Raw genomic sequence first — 19,593 nt, 5'->3', positions numbered from 1 at the left:
CCCCATGGCAGAAGATGAGCTAGAGACCGTCGTTTTGGAAGAAGACGACTACGCGCTGGACAGTACGTTGTTCACTGCGGTCCGTATCGCCGTTGCCGCGGGTGACAAGGAGCGGCTAGGCGAGCTGCTGGAGCCGCTGCACTCTGCCGACATTGCTGACTTTCTGGAACAGGTCGACAGCGCCCATCGGCGCGAGATCCTGTTTTTGGCCGGAAACAAGATCGACGGTGATGTCCTGTCGGAATTGGACGAGGTCCTGCGCGAAGAAGTTATCGAGTTCCTGCCCAAGGAAGTTCTGGACGAGGCGGTCCGGGAACTTGAGACCGATGACGTCGTCGACCTTGTCGAAGATCTTGAAGACGAACAGCAGGAAGCGATTCTTGATGCCTTGGAAGACGCGGACAGGGTCGCGGTCGAACAGGCGCTGACCTATCCCGAATTCTCGGCTGGCCGCTTGATGCAGCGCGAAGTCGTCGCCGCGCCCGAGCACTGGCTTGTGGGTGATGCGATTGATTACCTGCGCGAGACCGAAGAAGACCTGCCAGAGCAGTTCTACCATGTCTTTGTGGTTGACCCCAAAATGGCCCCGCTGGGCTATGTTACCTTGGGCAAGCTCTTGTCTGCAAAACGCTCGACACCTCTAAGCGATTTGTTCGAAGACAGTTTCCGTACAATTCCCGTCCTGCAGGACGAGGAAGACGTGGCCTATGCGTTCAACCAGTACCACCTGATTTCGGCCCCGGTTGTCGATGATGGGGGGCGTCTGATCGGGATGATCACCATCGATGACGCGATGGGGGTTCTGGACGAAGAGCACGAAGAAGACATCCTGCGTCTGGCGGGTGTTGGGGAAAGCAGCCTTAGCGACCGGGTGATCGAGACCACCAAGCAGCGTTTCCCGTGGCTGGCGGTAAACCTTGTGACAGCGATCCTGGCCTCGTTGGTAATCGCGCAGTTCGAAGAAACAATTGCCCAGTTCGTGGCGCTGGCGGTTCTGATGCCGATTGTCGCCTCGATGGGCGGCAATGCGGGGACGCAAAGCCTGACGGTTGCGGTACGTGCGATTGCGACCAAGGACTTGTCGCCATCCAACGTCTGGCGGGTTGTCCGACGTGAGGCGCTCGTCGGCCTGACAAACGGGGTGATCTTTGCCGTGGTCATGGGCGTCATCGGTGTCCTGTGGTTCGGCACACCGATGCTGGGCGTGGTGATTGGCGTCGCGATGGTGGTCAATCTGGTTGTCGCCGGTTTGGCGGGGATTTTGATTCCCGTGGCGCTGGAGCGGTTCGGAATTGATCCCGCGCTGGCCTCTGGCGCCTTTGTGACAACCGTGACGGATGTGGTGGGCTTCTTTGCCTTCCTCGCGCTGGCCGGGGCCGTCCTGCTGTGAGCCGGATCGCAAAGAAAAAGGCCGAGGCGCGCAAAGCTGCTTATGCCCGCCGGAAAGAGGCCCATGATCCGGCCCGATCTGCACAGGCCTCTGCGCATCTTCTGACCGCGTTGGAGCCCTACAAGGGTAAGATTATCGCAGGCTATATGCCCATCCGGACCGAGGTTGATCCCTTGCCCGCGATGGAGGAGCTCAGCGCCCATGGCCCGGTGGTTGTGCCGGTCATTCAGGGCGACGGTCTGCCACTGTTATTTCGGGAATGGACCCCAGGTTGCCCCATGCTGGACGGCCCGTTCGGGGCCTTGGTGCCTGCCGAGGGCGCGTTTTTACAGCCCGAGGTTCTGGTTGTTCCGTTGGTCGCCTTTGACGCTAAGGGCGGCCGTTTGGGATACGGGGGCGGGTTCTATGACCGCTCACTCGAAGCACTGGGGCAAACGGGCACGCCCGTGGCCATCGGCTTTGCCTATGCCGCGCAGGAATGCGCTAAACTTCCCCGCGAAAAGACCGATATTGCGCTGGACATGATCGTCACCGAAGACGGTGTTCGACGGTTCGACTAAGCCGCTTCGATGCGGGGAAGGGTTTCGCTTTCTACAATCTGACGGACGAAGCCCAGCATCGCGCCCGGGCCAGATGCACGGTCTTTGACGTGAATGCGAAGGTCCGGACGTTTGCGCAGGATCACGCAGACCAGATCGCCGCGCAGGCGGTCGTCCAGACTGCCGCCGATGATCACGGTGGAAATGCGTGGTTCACTGTCCAGCTGCTGGATCACTTCGTCCATATTATGGGCGCCAAGCCACTCGACGGGCAGGTGGCTAAGGTCCCTCGCAACACCGCCCAGAACATAGGGCAATTTACCAACCAGAAGTACGACCGGTTTCATGGTGCCTCCTTTCTGTCGCTATATGGGATGGCCTCAGTATAGCACGAATTGGCAGGTCTTGCCCTTTGGCGGGATAGGGCCTAGGGCTTGGGGCATGAAGATATTGTTTCTAGGGGATGTCATGGGGCGGGCCGGACGGGCCGCCGTGACAGAGCGTCTGCCCCGCCTTCGGGCGGATTGGGGCCTCGATTTCGTTGTTGTGAATGGTGAAAACGCCACTTCTGGCCATGGGCTGAGCGCCGCTCATGCAAAGACCTTGCTAGAGGCCGGGGCCGATTGCATCACCCTTGGCGACCATGCCTTCGACCAGAAGGAAATGCTGTCCTACATCGAAAAAGAACCCCGGATCATCCGACCGTTGAATTTCTCCAAAGCGGCGCCGGGCAAGGGGTATCGTCTGTTCAATGCGCCCGGTGGACGGAAGATCCTTGTCACTCAGGTGCTGGGTCAGGTCTTTATGAAAAGGCCCTTTGACGACCCGTTTTCGGCCGTCGAACAGGTTCTGAAGGCCCATCCTTTGGGAGGCCTGCCTCAGGCAATCCTTGTGGATGTTCATTGCGAGGCAACATCCGAGAAGATGGCGATGGGCCATTGGTGCGACGGCAAGGCAAGCGTCGTTGTCGGAACGCATACCCATGTCCCGACCGGTGACGCCCAAATTCTGCCTGGTGGGACAGCGTTCCAGTCCGATGCCGGGATGTGCGGTGACTATAACTCTGTTATCGGCATGGAAAAGGCAGAGCCTTTGCGTCGGTTCATCACTGGCATGGCCAAGGATCGCTTTACCCCTGCACGGGGCGAGGCAACCCTATCGGGCCTTTATGTCGAGACAGACGACCGCACCGGTAAAGCCACGCGGGTCGAGATGATCCGTGAAGGTGGTCGGCTTCAGACCTCGACACCCTGAAGCTAATTGGGTTCGGCAGGAAACATTCAGCAAAGACAGCCCGCCGTGCCCCCCGGTACGCAAGCTTGTTCGAAAAGCGGGTTTTGTGTAGTCAGGAAGCATCAGATCGCCGGGTCCACGGCGCTGATTACCTGAGAGTTCCAAAATCATGAAGTTAGAAGCGCTTGCTGTGTATGAGCAACCGTTGAAGTGGTTCGCCCTTGGTTTGGGGGTGTGCAGTACGGTTTGTGTTGTTCAGGGGTGGCAACTGGCGGCGATGTTGTTCAGCCTGCCGTTCTGCCTGATCTGGATGTACAGCGGTTGGCTACGGACAGAGCCGCAGTTGAAGTACATCAACATGCTGTTTTCGGTTCTCTATGTATACGGCATCGGCCGCTATTTCTGGTTGCAGGCCTGACCAACCGGTTCAGGGGATATTGAAGGCCAGATCAGCACTGCGAGATTCCTATCTTGCTGTCGCCGACGCCATTGCACATGATGCAGAAAATGACGCGGAATTGGGCGATTTGAATGATCGATCTGGCACTTTCTTCCACAGCTGAAGCTGTACTGGCTCTTTGCGTAGTCGGGGCGATGTTCCTGCTGTTTGTCCGCGAGGTATATCCGACCGAAGTCGTGGCGCTTGGCGGCGCAGCTGTGCTGTTGATGACGGGCGTTTTGCCTTATTCCTCAGCGCTTGACGTATTGTCGAACCCCGCGCCGTGGACGATCGCGGCGATGTTCATCGTGATGGGGGCCTTGGTGCGCACCGGCGCATTGGACGCGTTCACCAAGATGGCAGAACGCAACGCCAAGACCAATCCGGTCCTTGCGGTCGGTGGGTTGATGTTGTTCGTGATTCTGGCCTCTGCCGTTGTCTCGAACACACCGGTGGTCGTCGTGATGATCCCGGTTTTTGTCCAGCTGGCCCGCACCATGGACATGCCGGCTTCAAAGCTTTTGATCCCACTTAGTTACGCGGCGATCCTTGGGGGCACGATGACCCTGATCGGGACCTCGACCAACCTTTTGGTTGATGGTGTGGCCCGTGCCAATGGGTTGGAAGCGTTCTCTATCTTTGAGGTCACGCCATTGGCGGTGATCCTTGTGATCTGGGGAATGATCTATCTGCGGTTCATCGGTCCGTACCTGTTGCCAGAACGGTCCTCTATGGCCTCATTGCTGGGCGGTGGCCGGTCCAAGATGAAGTTCTTTACCGAGGTCGCGATCCCCGAGGGCAGCTCACTTATTGGTCGTGACCCCTCCCAGATCGACGAGTTTCGGCGCGGCGGTGTGCGGCTGATTGACGTTCTGCGCGGGGATGCCTCGTTGAGGCGCGACCTCAGCGGGGTAACGCTGGAAGCGGGTGACCGCGTGGTCCTGCGTTCTGGCATGTCGGAAATCCTTGGCCTGCAACAGAACAAAGAGCTGCGGATGGTCGACAAGCTTCGCTCTGTCGAGACCTCGACTGTTGAAGTTCTGATCTCTCCGGGCTGTAAGATGATCGGGCGCAGCCTTGGCAACCTACGTCTGCGCCGTCGTTATGGTGTCTATCCACTGGCCGTGCACCGTCGGAACCAGAATATCGGACGGCAGTTGGATGACCTTGTCGTTCGGGTCGGGGATACGCTGCTGCTGGAAGGCTCGCCAGAGGACATTCAGCGCCTCGCAGCGGATATGGACATGGTGGATATCACTCATCCAAGAGAGCGCGCATATCGACGCCGTCACGCGCCGCTGGCTGTGATTGCTCTTGTCTCGATCGTCCTTCTGGCAGCCTTGGGCGTGGCACCGATCTTCCTGTTATCCGTGGTTGCGGTGGCCTTGGTGCTTTTGACCCGGTGTATCGACGCGGAAGAGGCATTTTCCTTTATCGATGGGCGATTGCTGGCGTTGATCTTCTCGATGCTGGCCGTCGGGGCCGCGCTAGAGTCTTCGGGCGCAGTGCGTCTGATCGTCGAGGCCATCGCGCCGCATCTTCAAGGCCTGCCGCCCTTCCTGATTGTGTGGGCTATCTACCTGCTGACATCCATTCTGACAGAGCTGGTGTCCAACAATGCGGTCGCCGTTGTTGTGACCCCGATTGCCATTGGTCTGGCCAGTGCCATGGGGATCGACGCGCGCCCCTTGGTCATCGCCGTAATGGTCGCGGCTTCAGCCAGTTTCGCAACGCCCATTGGCTATCAGACCAACATGCTGGTTTACGGTCCGGGCGGGTATAAGTTCACCGACTTTATGCGCATTGGTATTCCGCTGAACCTGACCGTTGGGCTTCTGGCCTCTGCCTTGATCCCTCTGATCTGGCCCCTATGATCTGGGAGGAGATTTGAGAAAGGTTCTTTGATGCTGCGCCCGTTTATTGCCGTGGCTGGCTTGGCCACTCTGACCGCCTGTTCGGTCCCATCCACAGTCCCGCAAAGCGCGAGCCTGACCCGTGATGTGGTTAAGATTGACTTTGGCAACGGGTATATCTGTACGGGTGCGAAAGCAGAGGCGCTTCAGACCGAAACCGGCTGGAAGGGGCAACTGCAAGGATGCCCGCAGACCTACGACTATCAGGTCACGCTGCTGCCCGGGAACAACCCGGTTCGTTACATTCTGGTGGAAGGGGTCAAGGCGCTTGGCGGCGAAGAACTTTTCGCACCCATTGCGAAAGTAGAGGTCATCCGGCCTGATGGTCGCATTGTCGCCTTCAACTCGCCCCCCGAACTGCCCGAGGATGACGACTGACCGTCAGCCGTAGCGCTCTACAAACCGACGTAGAACTTGTTCCGGATATCGCACGTCCGCGGCGTGGCAGATGTCGATCAGTTTCCCGGCCTCTTCGGGCGGGAAATACCCGTGGTTCTTGTAGATATTGATCCGGCGCTCAAAATCGTGGGAATCCGCTTCGGGGTGGAACTGGGTGGCATAGACGTTCTGTTGGTAACGAACCATCTGGAAGGGGCACGGTGCAGAGCGGACAAGATGTGTGCAACCATCCGGCAATGCCTGCAGTGCTTCCTTGTGGCCGACGAAGGCCTCGAATTCTTCAGGCAGACCCTGCAACAGAGGGTCTTCACGGCCGTCCTCGGTCAGTGCGCAATGGGTTGGCCCGACGGGCTCTCCGTATTGGCGCTTGGAGACATCACCCTGCAAATGTGCGCCAAGGATGCCGATGCCGTAACAGCATCCCATGAACGGGTGATCAGCTTCGGTGATCGCGGGCATCAGCGACAGCACGGCCGTCTCAATCTTGGCCTCAACGGGTGTTTTCTTTTCCACCGGATCGCTGACGCAGCCGGGGCCGCCGCCAACGATCACGCCGGCAAAATCTCGTGGGTCCAAGCCTTCTGGCAGGTCTTCACAATCCAGACGGATCCGGTGGCAGTCGCTTTCCGACAATCCGGTTTTCTTGCGGATCGCGAGGTATTCATCATCCGAGGCATCTGTCTCGGGGCGAAGCTGGAGGATTAGAAACTGTCCCATGAGGTGTGATTACCCGGATGGCGGGGCGCGGGAAAGGGCTGATTGTCACCCACTTGGAGACACAAGGCAGTTTGCCGCCTGACATGTGCAACGATGGGCTTTGGCTTGACCCTTCCCCGGATAACAAGCAGTGTCGCCGCGACGGAATGAACGGAGCCTGACGTGGCCAATCGAACTGCCCCTTTTGCTCGATTTGAATGGATGATTGCGTGGCGCTACTTGCGGGCCCGGCGGGCCGAAGGCGGCGTCAGCGTCATGACTTGGATCTCTTTGATAGGGATCACTTTGGCGGTGGCCGCGTTGATCATCACCATGGCGGTACGGGCGGGCTTTCGTGCCGAATTCGTGGACACCATTCTGGGCTCTAATGCCCATGTGACGGTCTATTCCGCGACCTACGTGAATGAAAGCGGGGCGTTTAGCCGGGCCTTGCAGGATTTTGACACGATGGCCGATCGGGTCCGCAATGTAGAAGGCGTCACCCGTGTCGCCCCTCTGATCAAAGGGCAGGTACTGGCCAATCTGCTGGACCGCAACGCAGGGGTAGAGATTTACGGCATCAGGTTTGATGACCTGAAAACGATCCCCCGCATTGCAAACCCTGAGAATTTTCAAGGGGATATAGAGCGCTTTGAAAGTGGTATTGCGATCGGGTCAGGCGTGGCCCGAGAACTGGGCGTAACGGCCGGTGATAAGATCAAGCTGATCTCTCCGAACGGGGTGAAGACGCCATTTGGCACCAGCCCACGGGTGGTCGCCTATGAGGTCGTCTATGTCTTCACTGCAGGTCGCTATGATATCGACAAGACGCGCGTCTACATGCCTTTCACGGAAGCGCAGAGTTATTTCAACCGCGAAGGAGTGGCGGATGAACTTGAGGTCATGGTCGAGGTTCCTGAAGGGATCGATGACCTTGCCTTGCCAATCCTGCGGGCTGCGGGCGGCGAGACCTTGCTGTGGACCTGGCGCGATGCCTCTGGCGCATTCCTGAAGGCGTTGGATATCGAAGACACGGTGATGTTTGTCCTAATGGCTATCCTTGTGTTGATCGCGGCGATGAACATCATTTCCGGCCTTGTGATGCTGGTAAAGAACAAGGGGCGCGACATCGGCATTCTGAGGACCATGGGCCTGAGCGAGGGATCCGTCCTGCGCGTATTCTTTCTGTGCGGGGCCATGGTGGGCATGTTGGGCACGCTGTTCGGGGTGATCCTTGGTTGCTTGTTCGCCATTTATTTCGACCCGATTTTTGCCTTTGTGAATGGGGCCTCGGGCGGGGATGCATGGGATGCCTCGATCCGGGGTGTGTACCGGCTTCCGGCGCTTCTTCAGGCGAAGGATGTGATATCGGCAGTGGTACTGTCACTGGGTCTGTCATTCGTCGTGACCATCTTCCCTGCGCGCCGTGCCGCGCGGATGAACCCGGTAGAGGCGTTGCGTTATGAATAATCCCGTTCTTCAACTTGAAAACGTCCACAAGACTTACAAACCGGGTACACCGGGTGCGGTGCATGTACTTCGTGGCGCCTCGCTCACAATCGAGCGCGGAGAGGTCGTGGCGCTGGTCGCACCCTCCGGTGCCGGCAAGTCGACACTGCTGCATATCGCCGGGCTCTTGGACGGAGCGGACAAGGGCCGTGTTCTGGTCGACGGGGCCGATACGGGGGCCCTATCGGATCGCCGCCGTACAGCAATCCGGCGGCGTCAGATCGGTTTCATCTACCAGTTCCACCACCTGTTGCCGGAATTCACGGCAGAAGAAAACATCGTGCTGCCGCAACTGGCCAATGGCATCTCAGCAGCAGAGGCCAGCGCGCGGGCGCGGCAGCTTTTGGACACAGTTGGCCTGAAGGACCGCGCCGATCACCGTCCTGCCGCCATGTCCGGTGGGGAGCAGCAGCGCACAGCCTTTTGCCGCGCACTGGCCAACCAGCCGGGGTTGTTGTTGGCGGATGAGCCAACCGGCAACCTTGATCCGGGTACTTCTGACGTGGTCTTCAGCGCCCTGATGACCCTTGTCCGTGAGACGGGCCTGTCCGCATTGGTCGCGACGCATAACCTTGAATTGGCGGAGCGGATGGATCGGGTAATTGAGTTGCGCGACGGCAATCTGGTGAAAAGATAGTATCAGGGCAATTTTTCGCGTTTTGCGCGAGCATGTTGGTTAAAAAGGCTTTACTCCGCCCACGCATTATTTAACGTCGCCTCGGAACAGGAACAATTTTAGTGTAGGTGTTTGGGTAATGGATCTTCTTCTGCTGATGCTTTTGGGTGTGGTTGGACTTGCTGCAGGTGGCGGCGGGAGCAGCGGAGGAAATAACCTCAACGAAATTTCTGGCACTGATGGGAATGACTCGCTCGACGGGACTGAAGGTGCTGATGGCATCTATGGGCAGGGCGGAAACGACATCCTTAACGGTCTAGGCGGGGATGACCAGCTGTTTGGCGGCACTGGCATTGACTCGATTTTGGGCGGTGACGGCGCTGACACCATTCAGGGTCTTGAAGGGTTCGACATCCTGCGTGGGGGTGCGGAAAACGACGAGATCCGCGGCAACGACGATGCGGACCAACTGTATGGTGGTGAGGGCGACGACTCGCTTTATGGCGGAGACGACGAGGATTGGATCGTCGGTGGCGACTCCCCAGACATTAACACCGACATTACGACTGATTTACGCGATGCAATCAACTCGGCTGGTACAGCGGATATCAACCCGCTTCGGACCGCGTCTGCCGAACTGGGTGGCTTGGATACAGACCCGGGCAACGATTATATCGAAGGAGGTGTTCAAGATGACACGATCTTCGGTGGCGCGGGTGAAGATACCATCTATGGCGGTGGCCATCAGGACCTAATCTTTGGCGGCGACGGTAACGACTTTATCCGAGGCGAGTTCGAGGATGATACGATCTTCGGCGGTGCAGGCGATGATGACATCGTTGGTAACGAGGGTAACGACTTTATCGATGGTGAAGACGGCAAGGACACTCTGGCTGGCGGCAAGGGCTTTGACACCCTCTATGGTGGCCTCGAGAACGACGTTCTGCGCCTTCGCGCAGACGATACCGGCTATGGCGATGGTGGTCAGGACGAGTTCGTTCTGTCGGTATTCACCGAAGCCGGGACCGCGGCCATCGGGGACTTTAGCGGTTCCAATGACAGCCTGACAGTCGAGTATGACGAGACAGAGCCAGCGCCGAGCCTTGCCTTGGACAACAGCGGTACTGATTGGGTCCTGAAGGTCACTTACGACGATGGAACTGTCGTGGACATTCTGTTCGACGAAGTCCTTTCGACCGGCAGTGCCCCGCTTGCCATTGGCGACGTGACGCTTAGCCCCGTCAGCGCGGCCTAAAGTCCTATGCAAGCTGGGTGATGAACACGCCCAGCCCCATCACAGCGATACCCGCTGCCCTGATCACGGAAATCGGCTGGGGCAGGGCGCCCATCAGGCCAAAGTGGTCGATGATTGCAGCGCTGATCAATTGCCCTAGCAAGACGAAAAACACCGCGTTGCCGACCCCGAACTTTGGAGCAATCCATGTGATTGTGAGGACATAAAACGCGATCAGCCCTCCCGCCAAGAAAAGGTGTTTCGGGGCTGACACGACACCGGCAAGTTTCGATGGCCCGGAGATCATCAAAATCACCGCAGCAATCGTCAGCGCGACCGAGAACAAGACGACCGCCGCCGCAACCGGAGAGCCCAGTCTTTGCCCAAGGGCCGCGTTCAGAGCGGCCAGGATCGGAACTCCGATACCTGCTGCAAGCATGATTATGGCGTAGGACAGGGTGCTTTGCATAACGCGCCTCCGGTGGCTGATCTTGCAGAGCCTGCGTTAAATTCGATTGCGCGGCAAGCCGGGAAATCGCCCTGTTGCCAGCAGAAGTTTATGTTCGTTAACAAAGGCTTCTAAAGCGGTATTCTCGCTGCTTCAGCATTGATGTCACGTGCCAGACATTACGATGCCGCCTGCTTTGGGCAGTCTTACAATCAAGTCAGTCACCTGCAAAGGCGGTCGTTAGTGGATGGTCGGCGGATTTCAGACCCTCGATTACGTCGAAATGGTGCCGCTTGGGGTCGGTGACCAGATCAATGGGAACACCCTGCCGTCCCCAAGCTGCGACCAGCAGGGCAGATTGGCGCAGGAACTCTGGGCGTTCGCAAGCGCCGACCCAGGCTGTGACTTTCACATCGGGCAGGGCGGTACACAAGGCGGCGCTTTCAGCGGCCGCGCTGTTGGCATCCAAGCGAAGGTTTTCGTTCATGGAATGCAGCAGCAAGGGGCGCAGATCGTGCAGGCCACTGATGGAAACAACGCGTTCGATACGGCCTGCGGTTTTGGTGGTTAAAGGCGTGTCGTTGCAGACCATTCTGGTGACAAGATGCCCGCCAGCTGAATGGCCTGACAAGCGGATGGGGCCCTCGACGCGGCTGGCCGCGACCGAGATTGCTTGGGCCACCTGTTCGGTGATTTCTGGCAGCGTTGCCTCGGGCGCCAGAACATAGCTGGGCATCGCCACGGTCCAGCCGTGGGCAAGCGCGCCTTCTGCCAAATCCGACCAGCTGGATTTGTCGAACTTCAACCAAAAGCCGCCATGAACAATAACGGCCAGCCCTTTTGATGGACCTTCGGGAAAAAACAGGTCCAGCCGTTCGCGCGGGTGATCGCCGTATGGGACATCAAGCTCGCATTTGGCCTGTTGGCGGAACGCTTCGGCGCGGGTGCGCCAAAGCTCGGGGAAGGTCATGCCGTCCGGAATATACGGCGCGTTTAGAAACGCGTCTTCCCAGTCGATGCCCGCGCCGTCGATCACTGGAACGCCTGCAGGCCGGTTTGGCCACGGCCAAGGATCAGGGCGTGAACGTCGTGGGTGCCTTCATAGGTGTTGACGGCTTCAAGGTTCATCACGTGCTGGATGACACCGTATTCGTCGGACACTCCGTTGCCGCCATGCATGTCACGGGCTTCTCGGGCGATGGTGAGCGCCTTGCCACAGTTGTTGCGTTTCATAAGGCTGATCAATTCTGCCGAGTTGTTGTGCTCGTCCATCATACGGCCCAGACGCAGGGCGCCTAGCAGGCCAAGAGAAATCTCGGTCTGCATGTCGGCCAGTTTCTTCTGGACCAACTGCATGGCCGCCAGCGGTTTGCCGAATTGCTTGCGGTCCATCGTATAGTTCCGGGCCGCGTGCCAACATGCTTCGGCGGCGCCCATCGCGCCCCAACTGATCCCATAGCGCGCGCGATTCAGGCAACCAAACGGCCCGGCAAGGCCCTGGGCGTTCGGCAGCAGATTTTCGTCGGGGACAAAGACCTCGTCCATCTGAATCATGCCAGTTACAGAGGCGCGCAGGCTGAACTTGCCCTCGATCTTGGGGGCATTCAGGCCTTTCATGCCTTTTTCAAGGACGAAGCCTTTGATCTTGCCATCATGCGCGTCGGACTTGGCCCAGACGACAAAAACATCGGCGATCGGGCTGTTCGTGATCCAGTTCTTCGCGCCTGACACCAGATAGCCACCGTCGACTTTCTTAGCCCGGGTGATCATCGAACCGGGGTCAGAGCCGTGATCGGGTTCGGTCAGGCCGAAACTCCCAACCCATTCACCCGTTGCCAGCTTAGGCAGGTACTTTTGACGCTGTTCCTCGGTGCCGTAAGCAAAGATCGGGTGCATCACCAGAGAGCTTTGCACGGACATGGCCGAGCGGTACCCGCTGTCGACCCGCTCTACTTCGCGCGCAACGAGGCCGTAAGAGACATAGTTCGCACCGACGCAACCATACTGCTCGGGGATTGTCGTGCCCAGAAGTCCCAGCTCTCCCATTTCCGTCATGATTTCACGGTGGAAGATCTCGTGGCGGTTCCCTTCGATTGCGCGCGGCTTCAGCTTGTCCTGACAATAGGCATGCGCCGTATCGCGGATCATCCGTTCTTCTTCTGTCAGCAGTGACTCCAGCAGAAACGGGTCTTCCCAGACGAATTGCGCGGGCTTCGCGCGTGCGGATTCCGGTGTGGCCGGGTGCATTTCGGGGGCTTCGCTCGGGTTCATTCAGGGGTCTCCACTAAGGAATCAGAAACATCTCAACTTGTAAGATTGAAGCTTTAATATTTCAAGCTTGAAGTAAATTAGCGACTCACTTACGCTTTAACAATTAGTCGAAGCTGACCCGCTTCAAAACGTCCGGAGGCGAGACATGACCGCACAGACAGGCCCGCAGGAGCCCCCGCTTTCGAAAGAGCGGCTTCGGCTTTGGCTGCGGTTGCTCAAGGCCAGCAGCCTGATCGAAGACGAGCTGCGTCGCCGTTTGCGGGCAGAGTGCAACTGGACTCTGCCACGCTTTGACGTGATGTCCGCCCTGTCGCGCTCTGACGAAGGTCTGAAGATGAGCGAGATATCAAAGAAGCTTCGGGTTTCGAACGGCAACGTGACGGTGGTGGTCGACAAGCTGGTGGAAGAGGGGCTGGCCCTGCGCGTTGCGGTTCCCGACGACCGGCGCGCCAACCTCATCCGGTTGACCCCCGAAGGCCAAACAGTTTTCGCGGAACACGCGGCCGTGCACGAAGCTTGGGTAGACGAGCTTTTAAGCGGTCTGAACGCCGATGACATCGAGGGCATGATCCGGCGCTTGGATCATCTAACAACATCTTTGGAGGAGTGAGCAAACATGCGACGCAATGAAACTCATTTCGAAAATGGGGCCAGTCATGACCTCTGAAGCCTATAATCCTGGAACCGAAGGTGCGAAGATGCGCTTCACGGACGCAATGTCTTATGGCGACTACCTGCATCTTGAAGATATTCTGTCCCATCAAAAGCCGCAGAGTGACGCGCATGACGAGATGCTTTTCGTCATCCAGCACCAGACCAGCGAACTTTGGATGAAGCTGGCCCTTCATGAAATGGGGGCCGCGCGGGTCGCCCTGCAGGAGGGCGATACCGCGACCATGTTTAAAATGCTGGCGCGGGTCAGCCGGATTTTCGAACAATTGAACAGTGCGTGGGACGTGCTGCGCACGATGACGCCAGCGGATTATACCCGGTTCCGCGAGGCGCTTGGCCTGTCTTCTGGGTTTCAGTCCTATCAATATCGAATGATCGAATACGTTCTGGGCAACCGGAACCCCAACATGCTGAAGCCGCACGAGCATCTGCCCGAGGTCCATCAGGCCCTGTCTGACGAGTTGGCGCGTCCAAGTTTTTATGACGAGGTGGTCCGTCTTCTGTTCCGTACGGTTGACGGCCACGAACAGAACCTGCCTGAACCGAAACTGGATGCCCCGCACGAGGCCGTGCCGGAAATTCAGGACCGCTGGAAGATCGTTTATGAAAACATCGACGATTACTGGACGCTTTATGAGCTGGGCGAAAAGCTGGTCGATCTAGAGGATTACTTCCGCCGCTGGCGTTTCAATCACGTAACCACCGTGGAACGTGTGATCGGGTTCAAGCGTGGCACGGGCGGCACCTCTGGGGTTCAATACCTGCGCCGGATGCTAAGCGTTGAGCTCTTCCCCGAACTTTGGCACTTGCGCGGAGAGCTTTGAGAATGACAGCCGTATTGCCGCGCAAGGAACTGTTCGAGATGCCCGAGGGTGTCATCTATCTGGATGGCAACTCTCTGGGACCGTTGCCCAAAGGGGCGGCCGCTCGGGCTGCTGAAGTGATTGAACAGGAATGGGGATCAGAGCTGATCCGCGCCTGGAATACCGCGGACTGGATTTCCTTGCCCAAGCGGGTCGGGGATAAGATCGGCCAATTAATTGGTGCACCAGAGGGGTCGGTGGCGACGGGCGACACCTTGTCCATCAAGGTCTATCAGGCTCTGGCAGCAGCTTTGAAAATGCGCCCGGACCGCAAGGTGATCTTGTCGGACAGCGGAAATTTCCCGACTGACCTGTATATGGCGCAGGGTCTGATGGGGACCATCGACAAAGGGTATGAACTGCGCACGCCTGCATCGGAAGACGTCACGCAGGCCATAACCGAAGAAGTCGCCGTCGTGATGCTGACGCAGGTCGACTATCGCTCCGGCCGGATGCACGACATGCAGGCCATCACAGACAAAGCGCATACCATGGGGGCAGTGATGATCTGGGATCTTGCGCACAGCGCGGGGGCGGTTCCGGTCGATATGGCCGGATCAAACGCAGAATTCGCGGTTGGCTGCACCTACAAGTACCTAAATGGCGGCCCCGGTGCGCCAGCCTTCATCTATGTGCGTCCGGATATTGTTGAAACCGTGGAACCTGCACTGGCGGGCTGGATGGGCCATGACGCGCCCTTCGCGATGGAGTTGGGGTACCGTCCGGCCATGTCGACCGAACGAATGCGGGTCGGAACCCCACCAATCGTGCAACTGTCAATATTGGAGCAGGCTCTGACGGCGTGGGAAGGCGTCTCGATGCGGGATATCCGCGCGGCCTCGATTGCCTTATGTGATCTGTTCATCGCCGAGGTCGAAACCCGCTGCCCGCAGCTGCAATTGGCCTCGCCTCGCGACGCGGCCTCGCGCGGCTCGCAGGTGTCTTTTGCTTTCGAACATGGCTATGCGGCGATGCAGGCTTTGATCGACCGGGGCGTGATCGGAGACTTCCGCGCGCCCGACATCATGCGCTTTGGGTTCACGCCGCTTTATATCGATGCTGACGACGTTGTCAGCGCCGCCAAGATCATTGAGGATGTGGTGAACAACGATCTTTGGCGCGACCCGAAATATCAAATCAAATCGCGTGTCACCTGACTAAAGGGAAGTAAGAAATGACCTGTCTATTCGTGCAAATCCGGTGCCGACCGGGAACAGCCTACAAAGTTGCTGATGAGATCGCGCTTCGCGAGATCCATTCCGAATTGTATTCCGTCAGCGGCGAATATGATCTGCTGATGAAGCTTTATGTTCCGGATGGAGAAGACATCGGCAAGTTCATCAATGACAAGGTCCTCAACATCGACGGGATTGAGCGAACATACACGACGCAAACCTACAAAGCGTTCTAACCAAAGATGCACTTTACCCTGCACCAGAAGGTTCTGTTCAAACACTGCGACCCGGCTGGTATCGTGTTTTATCCACGGTACTTCGAGATGATCAATGACGCGGTCGAAGCCATGTTCAGTAATCTTCTGGGTTGGCCCTATGAGGACTTGCTTCGCGACAGCGCGGTGCCGACGGCCGCTTTCAAGGTGGTTTTCACAACGCGAAGTTGATCATCGCATAGCACCCGGTGGCAAGGGCGGTTCCTTATATCAAGCCGCGCCGCTTCTTTCAGTTTCTAGATAAAGTTGCGGGCGCAAAAGCTGTCCGAGGGCGCGGGTTGCTCTTACCAGTATTCGCAAATACACCATTACGAATGGATAAGGCCAAGACATCCAGCTGTTGTGTGCCCGCCCGCGTAGGGGCCGCAGAGCTGTCTAAGTCGACCAGTTCGACCGACAAAGAAGCCAACCCACCGGTCCGGTTAAAAATTCCGGGTTGTCAGGGGCTGATAGGAACAAATCGGCAAGAACTTCCTGTCGATGCCGAGGGCCCCTTGCGCAAGACCCGTATCAAGCCGTTCTTGATGGATGAAACCACCGTAACGAACGCTCGATTTGCGACCTTCGTAGAGGCGTCGGGATATGTGACCGAGGCGGAAAAGTTCGGGAACTCTTTTGTCTTTCAGATGTTGTTGCCTGAAGACGCGCCACCCTCGAAGGCTGTTGCAGCGGCTCCTTGGTGGCGCATGGTTGAGGGGGCGAATTGGCGCGCGCCAATGGGCCCCGGAACGGAAGAGGCCTGTCTGCGTGATCATCCGGTTGTGCAGGTCACATGGAACGATGCTCAGGCCTTCGCGAAATGGGCCGGGGGGCGACTGCCGACAGAGGCAGAATGGGAACACGCGGCCCGAGGCGGTCTTGGCGATGTCCGTTTCCCCTGGGGCGATCAAGAGCCCAATGACCATGACTATTTCCCCTGCAACATCTGGCAGGGTGACTTCCCGCGAACGAACCTTGAACTGGACGGGTTCTTTGGCGCGGCGCCCGCAAAGTCGTTCGAGCCCAATGGGTATGGCCTTTATCACATGGTCGGCAATGTCTGGCAGTACACAGCGCAGCCTTTCAAGGTGAAATCTCTAAAGAAGAGCGTGAAGCAAGCGCATGCTGGGAAAGAGGGGTACAAGCTGGCGAAAGGCGGTTCGTTCCTGTGTCATGCCAGTTACTGCTACAGATACAGGATAGCAGCCCGCACCGGCATTTCGCCAGATAGCTCGACCTCTCATCAGGGCTTTCGCTTGGTCTATGACCAGTGAGGCACGGGAGATGAGAGGGCCGTAAGGCTGGGGGGGCGCTAATAAACTGCCTTTTTTGCCAGCCTTAAGAACTCTGAACGCTCATCTTCATCCAGCTTTGACAGGATATCGTTCTGAAGGGCGGTCACGATGGGTAGTATTTCTTCAAGGACCGAACTGCCTTTTTCGCTAAGGCGTACCTCTCGTGCGCGGCGGTCCTGCTTGCTGATGCTGCGGGTAACATAGCCTTTTTGTTCAAGCCTATCGATTACGCCGCCAATGGTGGCACGGTCATAGGCGATTTTGTTGGCCACGCCGGCCTGATCAATTCCGGGGGACGCCGCGATTGCGTCCAGTGCGGCGAACTGGACCGGGGTCAGTTCGAAGCCGGACTTTTGCATGTGCTGGGCAAAGGTGTGGGTCGAGATCTGATTTAGCCGTCGAATCAAGTGACCGGCCATTACCTGTGCTTTCAACTTTATTCTCCTGCGCTGATGTAAGACCTCTAACACACTGAATAACAATAACATATTTTCATTTAGTTTGTATACTTATTTTATTGTTGACGAAATATAGTAAGTATAGCTACTAATTTTGGCGCGGACTTATTCAATGTCTGGCGCAAAGGGGAGGAGTGGCTATGCAATTTTACGTAGACGGTTTTCGCGGGGGCGATCCCGATATCAAAAACGCGGCACCGTGTCGGCGTGATCGCAGTGCTCATGCGCCTTTGCCAGAAAAAGTCGATGTTCTGATTGCCGGGTCGGGTCCTGCCGGCCTGTGTCTGGCCGCGCAGTTATCGCAGTTCCCCGAGATCGAAACGATGATTGTCGAAAGAAGCCCGGCGAATATCGAAAAGGGCAAGGCGGACGGCATCAACACCCGCACCATGGAGATGTTTCAGGCCTTTGGGTTTGCGGACAAAGTCAAACGGGAAACTTATTGGGTGAACCAGACCAGTTTCTGGATGCCTGATCCGAAAAATCCGGCCCATATCAAACGTATTGGTCGGGTTCAGGATGTCTCTGACGACTCCTCTGAAATGCCTCACATCCTGATCAACCAGGCGCGCCTGCATCAGTTGTTTTTGGATGTGATGAAAAACTCTCCGTCTCGGTTGGAGCCCGACTATAACTTGTCAGTGCGTGACGTAACCATAGATCCGACCGCCGAAGAATACCCGGTCACCGTGACCCTAGAGGACACCGGGGTGAACTGGGGGGAAACCTTTACGGTTCGGGCCAACTATGTGGTGGGATGCGACGGCGCGCGTTCCAACGTGCGAGAGGCGATCGGTGGCAAATTGGAAGGGGACGCTGCCCACCAAGCTTGGGGGGTGATGGATATCCTTGCCAATACCGACTTTCCGGATGTGCGGCAGAAATGTCTGATTGCCTCGGCCAAAGAGGGAAACGTTCTGATCCTGCCGCGCGAAGGGGGCTACCTGTTCCGCATGTATGTGGAATTGGACAAGCTGAACGCGGACGAGCGGGTCTCTAGTCGTAACTTCACTAAGGATGACATGATCGCCGCGGCGAACCGGATCATGAATCCATACACGATTGATGTGAAAGAAGTCGTGTGGTGGTCGATCTACGAAATCGGTCATCGTATGACCAACAGGTTCGACGATGTGCCAGCCGGAGAGGACCGGAACCCTCGTGTCTTCACGGCTGGAGACGCGTGCCATACGCACAGCCCTAAAGCGGGGCAGGGGATGAATGTCTCGATGCAGGACACGTTCAACCTTGGTTGGAAGCTTGCGCATGTTCTTCAGGGGCGTGCTGATGCAAATCTTCTGCGCAGCTATTCGGCAGAACGTCTGGCCGAGGCGAAACGGCTGGTCGAAACCGACCACCAGTGGGCGCGCATCATGTCGGCACCTCCGGGAGAGTCCGAGCTTGATAAAGGGGATGAACCGCGTTTCGTCCGGCAATTCAAAGAGAATCTTGAATTCACCGGTGGTCTCGCAGTGAAATATGAAGAGTCGGCGCTCGTCGCGGCACCTGTTCATCAAGCGCTGGCGACCGGGCAAGAGATCGGACGACGTTTCCATTCCGCCCCGGTCGTGCGTTTGTCGGATGCGATGCAGATGCAACTGGGGCATGCCGCAGAGGCCGACGGCCGCTGGAGGATCTATGCCTTTGCCGGAAGCGGCGACAGTTCCAAGCCGGGATCGGCGATTCACAAACTGTCGGATTGGCTTGAGAATGACGCGGCTTCACCTGTTGTGAAATACACGCCGCCGAGCGCGGATATCGACGCTGTGCTCGACCTGCGAGCCGTATTTCAGCAAACCTTCGAAGACCTTGCTTATGAGGAGATGCCCTCCTTGCTGAAGCCGCTGAAAGGCAAGCTTGGCCTGCAAGACTATGAAAAGGTCTTTTGTGTCGACCACAAAGGGGTGGGGGACATTTTTGATATGCGTGGAATTGATCGAGAGAAGGGCTGCATGATCATTGTGCGGCCGGATCAGTACATCGCCAACGTTTTGCCGTTAGATGCCTACCAAGAGCTTAGCGAATTCTTTGACCAGATTTTGTTGCCTGCCGCTTCGGAATAAGGTCGCATTCGCGATTTCTGTGAATAAGTTCTTAGTTTTTCAAAAAGGAAACTAAAACAGATCAAAACTCAATTTACTTTCGAAAATTGTTGGCGCAAGGTCGGTCGGCGGGGGGAATCTTGCGCG

22 protein-coding genes are annotated in these 19,593 nt (G+C 57.4%); 16 read left to right on the top strand and 6 right to left on the bottom strand.

The genetic code is table 11. The annotated features are described in order from the left end of the window. Positions 1–4: 4 nt before the first annotated feature. The gene (mgtE, locus tag CLM58_RS15785) at positions 5–1,390 is read left to right on the top strand and encodes a magnesium transporter (RefSeq protein ID WP_095596819.1); all 1,386 of its coding nucleotides are present in this window, start codon (positions 5–7) and stop codon (positions 1,388–1,390) included. After that, positions 1,387–1,950 (top strand): 5-formyltetrahydrofolate cyclo-ligase, encoded by a 564-nt coding sequence (locus CLM58_RS15780; RefSeq protein WP_095596818.1) that lies wholly within the window; start codon positions 1,387–1,389, stop codon positions 1,948–1,950. Before mgtE ends, CLM58_RS15780 begins: the two co-directional genes overlap by 4 nt. On the opposite strand, the gene CLM58_RS15775 is transcribed toward CLM58_RS15780, so the two are convergent. Next, complete coding sequence (locus tag CLM58_RS15775) at positions 1,947–2,276, bottom strand: hypothetical protein (RefSeq protein ID WP_095596817.1); 330 nt, start codon at positions 2,274–2,276, stop codon at positions 1,947–1,949. The genes CLM58_RS15780 and CLM58_RS15775 overlap by 4 nt on opposite strands. Positions 2,277–2,370: 94 nt before the next feature. On the opposite strand from CLM58_RS15775, the gene CLM58_RS15770 reads away from it, so the two are divergent. The 4 genes from CLM58_RS15770 (at position 2,371) to CLM58_RS15755 (ending at position 5,892) form a co-directional block, all read left to right on the top strand. After that, the gene (locus CLM58_RS15770; RefSeq protein WP_095596816.1) at positions 2,371–3,183 is read left to right on the top strand and encodes a TIGR00282 family metallophosphoesterase; all 813 of its coding nucleotides are present in this window, start codon (positions 2,371–2,373) and stop codon (positions 3,181–3,183) included. 148 nt (positions 3,184–3,331) lie between these two features. Then, positions 3,332–3,580, top strand: a complete 249-nt coding sequence (locus tag CLM58_RS15765) for a peptidase (RefSeq protein WP_095596815.1) — start codon at positions 3,332–3,334, stop codon at positions 3,578–3,580. A 113-nt stretch (positions 3,581–3,693) separates the two neighbouring features. Next, a complete protein-coding gene (locus CLM58_RS15760; protein ID WP_095596814.1) occupies positions 3,694–5,475 on the top strand; it encodes an SLC13 family permease in 1,782 nt (593 codons plus the stop codon). Between the two features lie 30 nt (positions 5,476–5,505). After that, positions 5,506–5,892: a hypothetical protein gene (locus CLM58_RS15755; protein WP_095596813.1), complete on the top strand. Its 387-nt coding sequence runs from the start codon at positions 5,506–5,508 to the stop codon at positions 5,890–5,892. A 3-nt stretch (positions 5,893–5,895) separates the two neighbouring features. Here the strand turns inward: CLM58_RS15755 and CLM58_RS15750 are convergent, their stop codons facing one another. After that, positions 5,896–6,630 carry a glutamine amidotransferase gene (locus CLM58_RS15750; protein WP_095596812.1) on the bottom strand — a complete coding sequence of 245 codons (735 nt, stop codon included), beginning with the start codon at positions 6,628–6,630 and terminating at the stop codon, positions 5,896–5,898. A 162-nt stretch (positions 6,631–6,792) separates the two neighbouring features. On the opposite strand from CLM58_RS15750, the gene CLM58_RS15745 reads away from it, so the two are divergent. The 3 genes from CLM58_RS15745 to CLM58_RS15735 all read left to right on the top strand — a co-directional run bounded on the left by CLM58_RS15745 (position 6,793) and on the right by CLM58_RS15735 (position 9,989). Continuing rightward, entirely contained in the window at positions 6,793–8,079 is a 1,287-nt protein-coding gene (locus CLM58_RS15745) for a lipoprotein-releasing ABC transporter permease subunit (protein ID WP_373286755.1), read from the top strand. Then, positions 8,072–8,755 (top strand): ABC transporter ATP-binding protein, encoded by a 684-nt coding sequence (locus CLM58_RS15740; RefSeq protein WP_095596810.1) that lies wholly within the window; start codon positions 8,072–8,074, stop codon positions 8,753–8,755. Before CLM58_RS15745 ends, CLM58_RS15740 begins: the two co-directional genes overlap by 8 nt. A 118-nt stretch (positions 8,756–8,873) precedes the next feature. Beyond that, entirely contained in the window at positions 8,874–9,989 is a 1,116-nt protein-coding gene (locus CLM58_RS15735) for a calcium-binding protein (protein WP_095596809.1), read from the top strand. 4 nt (positions 9,990–9,993) lie between these two features. Here CLM58_RS15735 and CLM58_RS15730 read toward each other — a convergent pair whose 3' ends face one another. The 3 genes from CLM58_RS15730 to CLM58_RS15720 all read right to left on the bottom strand — a co-directional run bounded on the left by CLM58_RS15730 (position 9,994) and on the right by CLM58_RS15720 (position 12,687). Continuing rightward, complete coding sequence (locus CLM58_RS15730) at positions 9,994–10,437, bottom strand: DMT family transporter (protein ID WP_095596808.1); 444 nt, start codon at positions 10,435–10,437, stop codon at positions 9,994–9,996. 196 nt (positions 10,438–10,633) lie between these two features. Next, the gene (locus CLM58_RS15725; protein ID WP_229666081.1) at positions 10,634–11,452 is read right to left on the bottom strand and encodes an alpha/beta hydrolase; all 819 of its coding nucleotides are present in this window, start codon (positions 11,450–11,452) and stop codon (positions 10,634–10,636) included. After that, positions 11,449–12,687: an acyl-CoA dehydrogenase gene (locus CLM58_RS15720; RefSeq protein WP_373286756.1), complete on the bottom strand. Its 1,239-nt coding sequence runs from the start codon at positions 12,685–12,687 to the stop codon at positions 11,449–11,451. The genes CLM58_RS15725 and CLM58_RS15720 overlap by 4 nt, the downstream gene beginning before the upstream one ends. 145 nt (positions 12,688–12,832) lie before the next feature. Between CLM58_RS15720 and CLM58_RS15715 the strand changes: the two genes are divergently transcribed. From CLM58_RS15715 to CLM58_RS15690, 6 genes are all read left to right on the top strand, one after another. Continuing rightward, a complete protein-coding gene (locus CLM58_RS15715) occupies positions 12,833–13,297 on the top strand; it encodes a MarR family winged helix-turn-helix transcriptional regulator (RefSeq protein ID WP_095596807.1) in 465 nt (154 codons plus the stop codon). A 46-nt stretch (positions 13,298–13,343) separates the two neighbouring features. Further along, a complete protein-coding gene (locus tag CLM58_RS15710; RefSeq protein WP_095596806.1) occupies positions 13,344–14,183 on the top strand; it encodes a tryptophan 2,3-dioxygenase in 840 nt (279 codons plus the stop codon). Between the two features lie 2 nt (positions 14,184–14,185). Continuing rightward, on the top strand, positions 14,186–15,379 hold the full coding sequence (gene kynU / locus CLM58_RS15705) for a kynureninase (protein WP_095596805.1): 1,194 nt from the start codon (positions 14,186–14,188) through the stop codon (positions 15,377–15,379). A gap of 17 nt (positions 15,380–15,396) precedes the next feature. After that, the gene (locus CLM58_RS15700) at positions 15,397–15,633 is read left to right on the top strand and encodes an Lrp/AsnC ligand binding domain-containing protein (protein ID WP_095596804.1); all 237 of its coding nucleotides are present in this window, start codon (positions 15,397–15,399) and stop codon (positions 15,631–15,633) included. Positions 15,634–15,639: 6 nt separating this feature from the next. Then, positions 15,640–15,843 carry a hotdog family protein gene (locus tag CLM58_RS17480; RefSeq protein ID WP_373286757.1) on the top strand — a complete coding sequence of 68 codons (204 nt, stop codon included), beginning with the start codon at positions 15,640–15,642 and terminating at the stop codon, positions 15,841–15,843. A 143-nt stretch (positions 15,844–15,986) separates the two neighbouring features. Then, positions 15,987–16,925: a formylglycine-generating enzyme family protein gene (locus tag CLM58_RS15690; protein WP_095596803.1), complete on the top strand. Its 939-nt coding sequence runs from the start codon at positions 15,987–15,989 to the stop codon at positions 16,923–16,925. A gap of 38 nt (positions 16,926–16,963) precedes the next feature. Here CLM58_RS15690 and CLM58_RS15685 read toward each other — a convergent pair whose 3' ends face one another. After that, positions 16,964–17,365 (bottom strand): MarR family winged helix-turn-helix transcriptional regulator, encoded by a 402-nt coding sequence (locus CLM58_RS15685; protein WP_233133120.1) that lies wholly within the window; start codon positions 17,363–17,365, stop codon positions 16,964–16,966. 179 nt (positions 17,366–17,544) lie between these two features. On the opposite strand from CLM58_RS15685, the gene CLM58_RS15680 reads away from it, so the two are divergent. Then, positions 17,545–19,467 carry an FAD-dependent monooxygenase gene (locus CLM58_RS15680; protein WP_095596801.1) on the top strand — a complete coding sequence of 641 codons (1,923 nt, stop codon included), beginning with the start codon at positions 17,545–17,547 and terminating at the stop codon, positions 19,465–19,467. The last annotated feature ends 126 nt before the right edge of the window (positions 19,468–19,593 follow it).

Source organism: Actibacterium pelagium, assembly GCF_002285415.1.
In the GTDB taxonomy this organism is placed as follows: domain Bacteria; phylum Pseudomonadota; class Alphaproteobacteria; order Rhodobacterales; family Rhodobacteraceae; genus Actibacterium_B; species Actibacterium_B pelagium.
The sequence above is the reverse complement of the archived record's forward strand: the minus strand, read 5'-3'. Positions and strand labels throughout refer to the sequence as shown.

Bases quoted from the DNA above. Each gene is read 5' to 3' on its own strand.
- mgtE (WP_095596819.1), top strand. From the start codon at position 5: ATGGCAGAAGATGAGCTAGAGACCGTCGTTTTGGAAGAAGACGACTAC.
- CLM58_RS15775 (WP_095596817.1), bottom strand. From the start codon at position 2,276: ATGAAACCGGTCGTACTTCTGGTTGGTAAATTGCCCTATGTTCTGGGC.
- CLM58_RS15770 (WP_095596816.1), top strand. From the start codon at position 2,371: ATGAAGATATTGTTTCTAGGGGATGTCATGGGGCGGGCCGGACGGGCC.
- CLM58_RS15765 (WP_095596815.1), top strand. From the start codon at position 3,332: ATGAAGTTAGAAGCGCTTGCTGTGTATGAGCAACCGTTGAAGTGGTTC.
- CLM58_RS15760 (WP_095596814.1), top strand. From the start codon at position 3,694: ATGATCGATCTGGCACTTTCTTCCACAGCTGAAGCTGTACTGGCTCTT.
- CLM58_RS15755 (WP_095596813.1), top strand. From the start codon at position 5,506: ATGCTGCGCCCGTTTATTGCCGTGGCTGGCTTGGCCACTCTGACCGCC.
- CLM58_RS15750 (WP_095596812.1), bottom strand. From the start codon at position 6,630: ATGGGACAGTTTCTAATCCTCCAGCTTCGCCCCGAGACAGATGCCTCG.
- CLM58_RS15740 (WP_095596810.1), top strand. From the start codon at position 8,072: ATGAATAATCCCGTTCTTCAACTTGAAAACGTCCACAAGACTTACAAA.
- CLM58_RS15735 (WP_095596809.1), top strand. From the start codon at position 8,874: ATGGATCTTCTTCTGCTGATGCTTTTGGGTGTGGTTGGACTTGCTGCA.
- CLM58_RS15730 (WP_095596808.1), bottom strand. From the start codon at position 10,437: ATGCAAAGCACCCTGTCCTACGCCATAATCATGCTTGCAGCAGGTATC.
- CLM58_RS15720 (WP_373286756.1), bottom strand. From the start codon at position 12,687: ATGAACCCGAGCGAAGCCCCCGAAATGCACCCGGCCACACCGGAATCC.
- CLM58_RS15715 (WP_095596807.1), top strand. From the start codon at position 12,833: ATGACCGCACAGACAGGCCCGCAGGAGCCCCCGCTTTCGAAAGAGCGG.
- CLM58_RS15710 (WP_095596806.1), top strand. From the start codon at position 13,344: ATGACCTCTGAAGCCTATAATCCTGGAACCGAAGGTGCGAAGATGCGC.
- kynU (WP_095596805.1), top strand. From the start codon at position 14,186: ATGACAGCCGTATTGCCGCGCAAGGAACTGTTCGAGATGCCCGAGGGT.
- CLM58_RS15700 (WP_095596804.1), top strand. From the start codon at position 15,397: ATGACCTGTCTATTCGTGCAAATCCGGTGCCGACCGGGAACAGCCTAC.
- CLM58_RS17480 (WP_373286757.1), top strand. From the start codon at position 15,640: ATGCACTTTACCCTGCACCAGAAGGTTCTGTTCAAACACTGCGACCCG.
- CLM58_RS15690 (WP_095596803.1), top strand. From the start codon at position 15,987: ATGGATAAGGCCAAGACATCCAGCTGTTGTGTGCCCGCCCGCGTAGGG.
- CLM58_RS15685 (WP_233133120.1), bottom strand. From the start codon at position 17,365: ATGGCCGGTCACTTGATTCGACGGCTAAATCAGATCTCGACCCACACC.
- CLM58_RS15680 (WP_095596801.1), top strand. From the start codon at position 17,545: ATGCAATTTTACGTAGACGGTTTTCGCGGGGGCGATCCCGATATCAAA.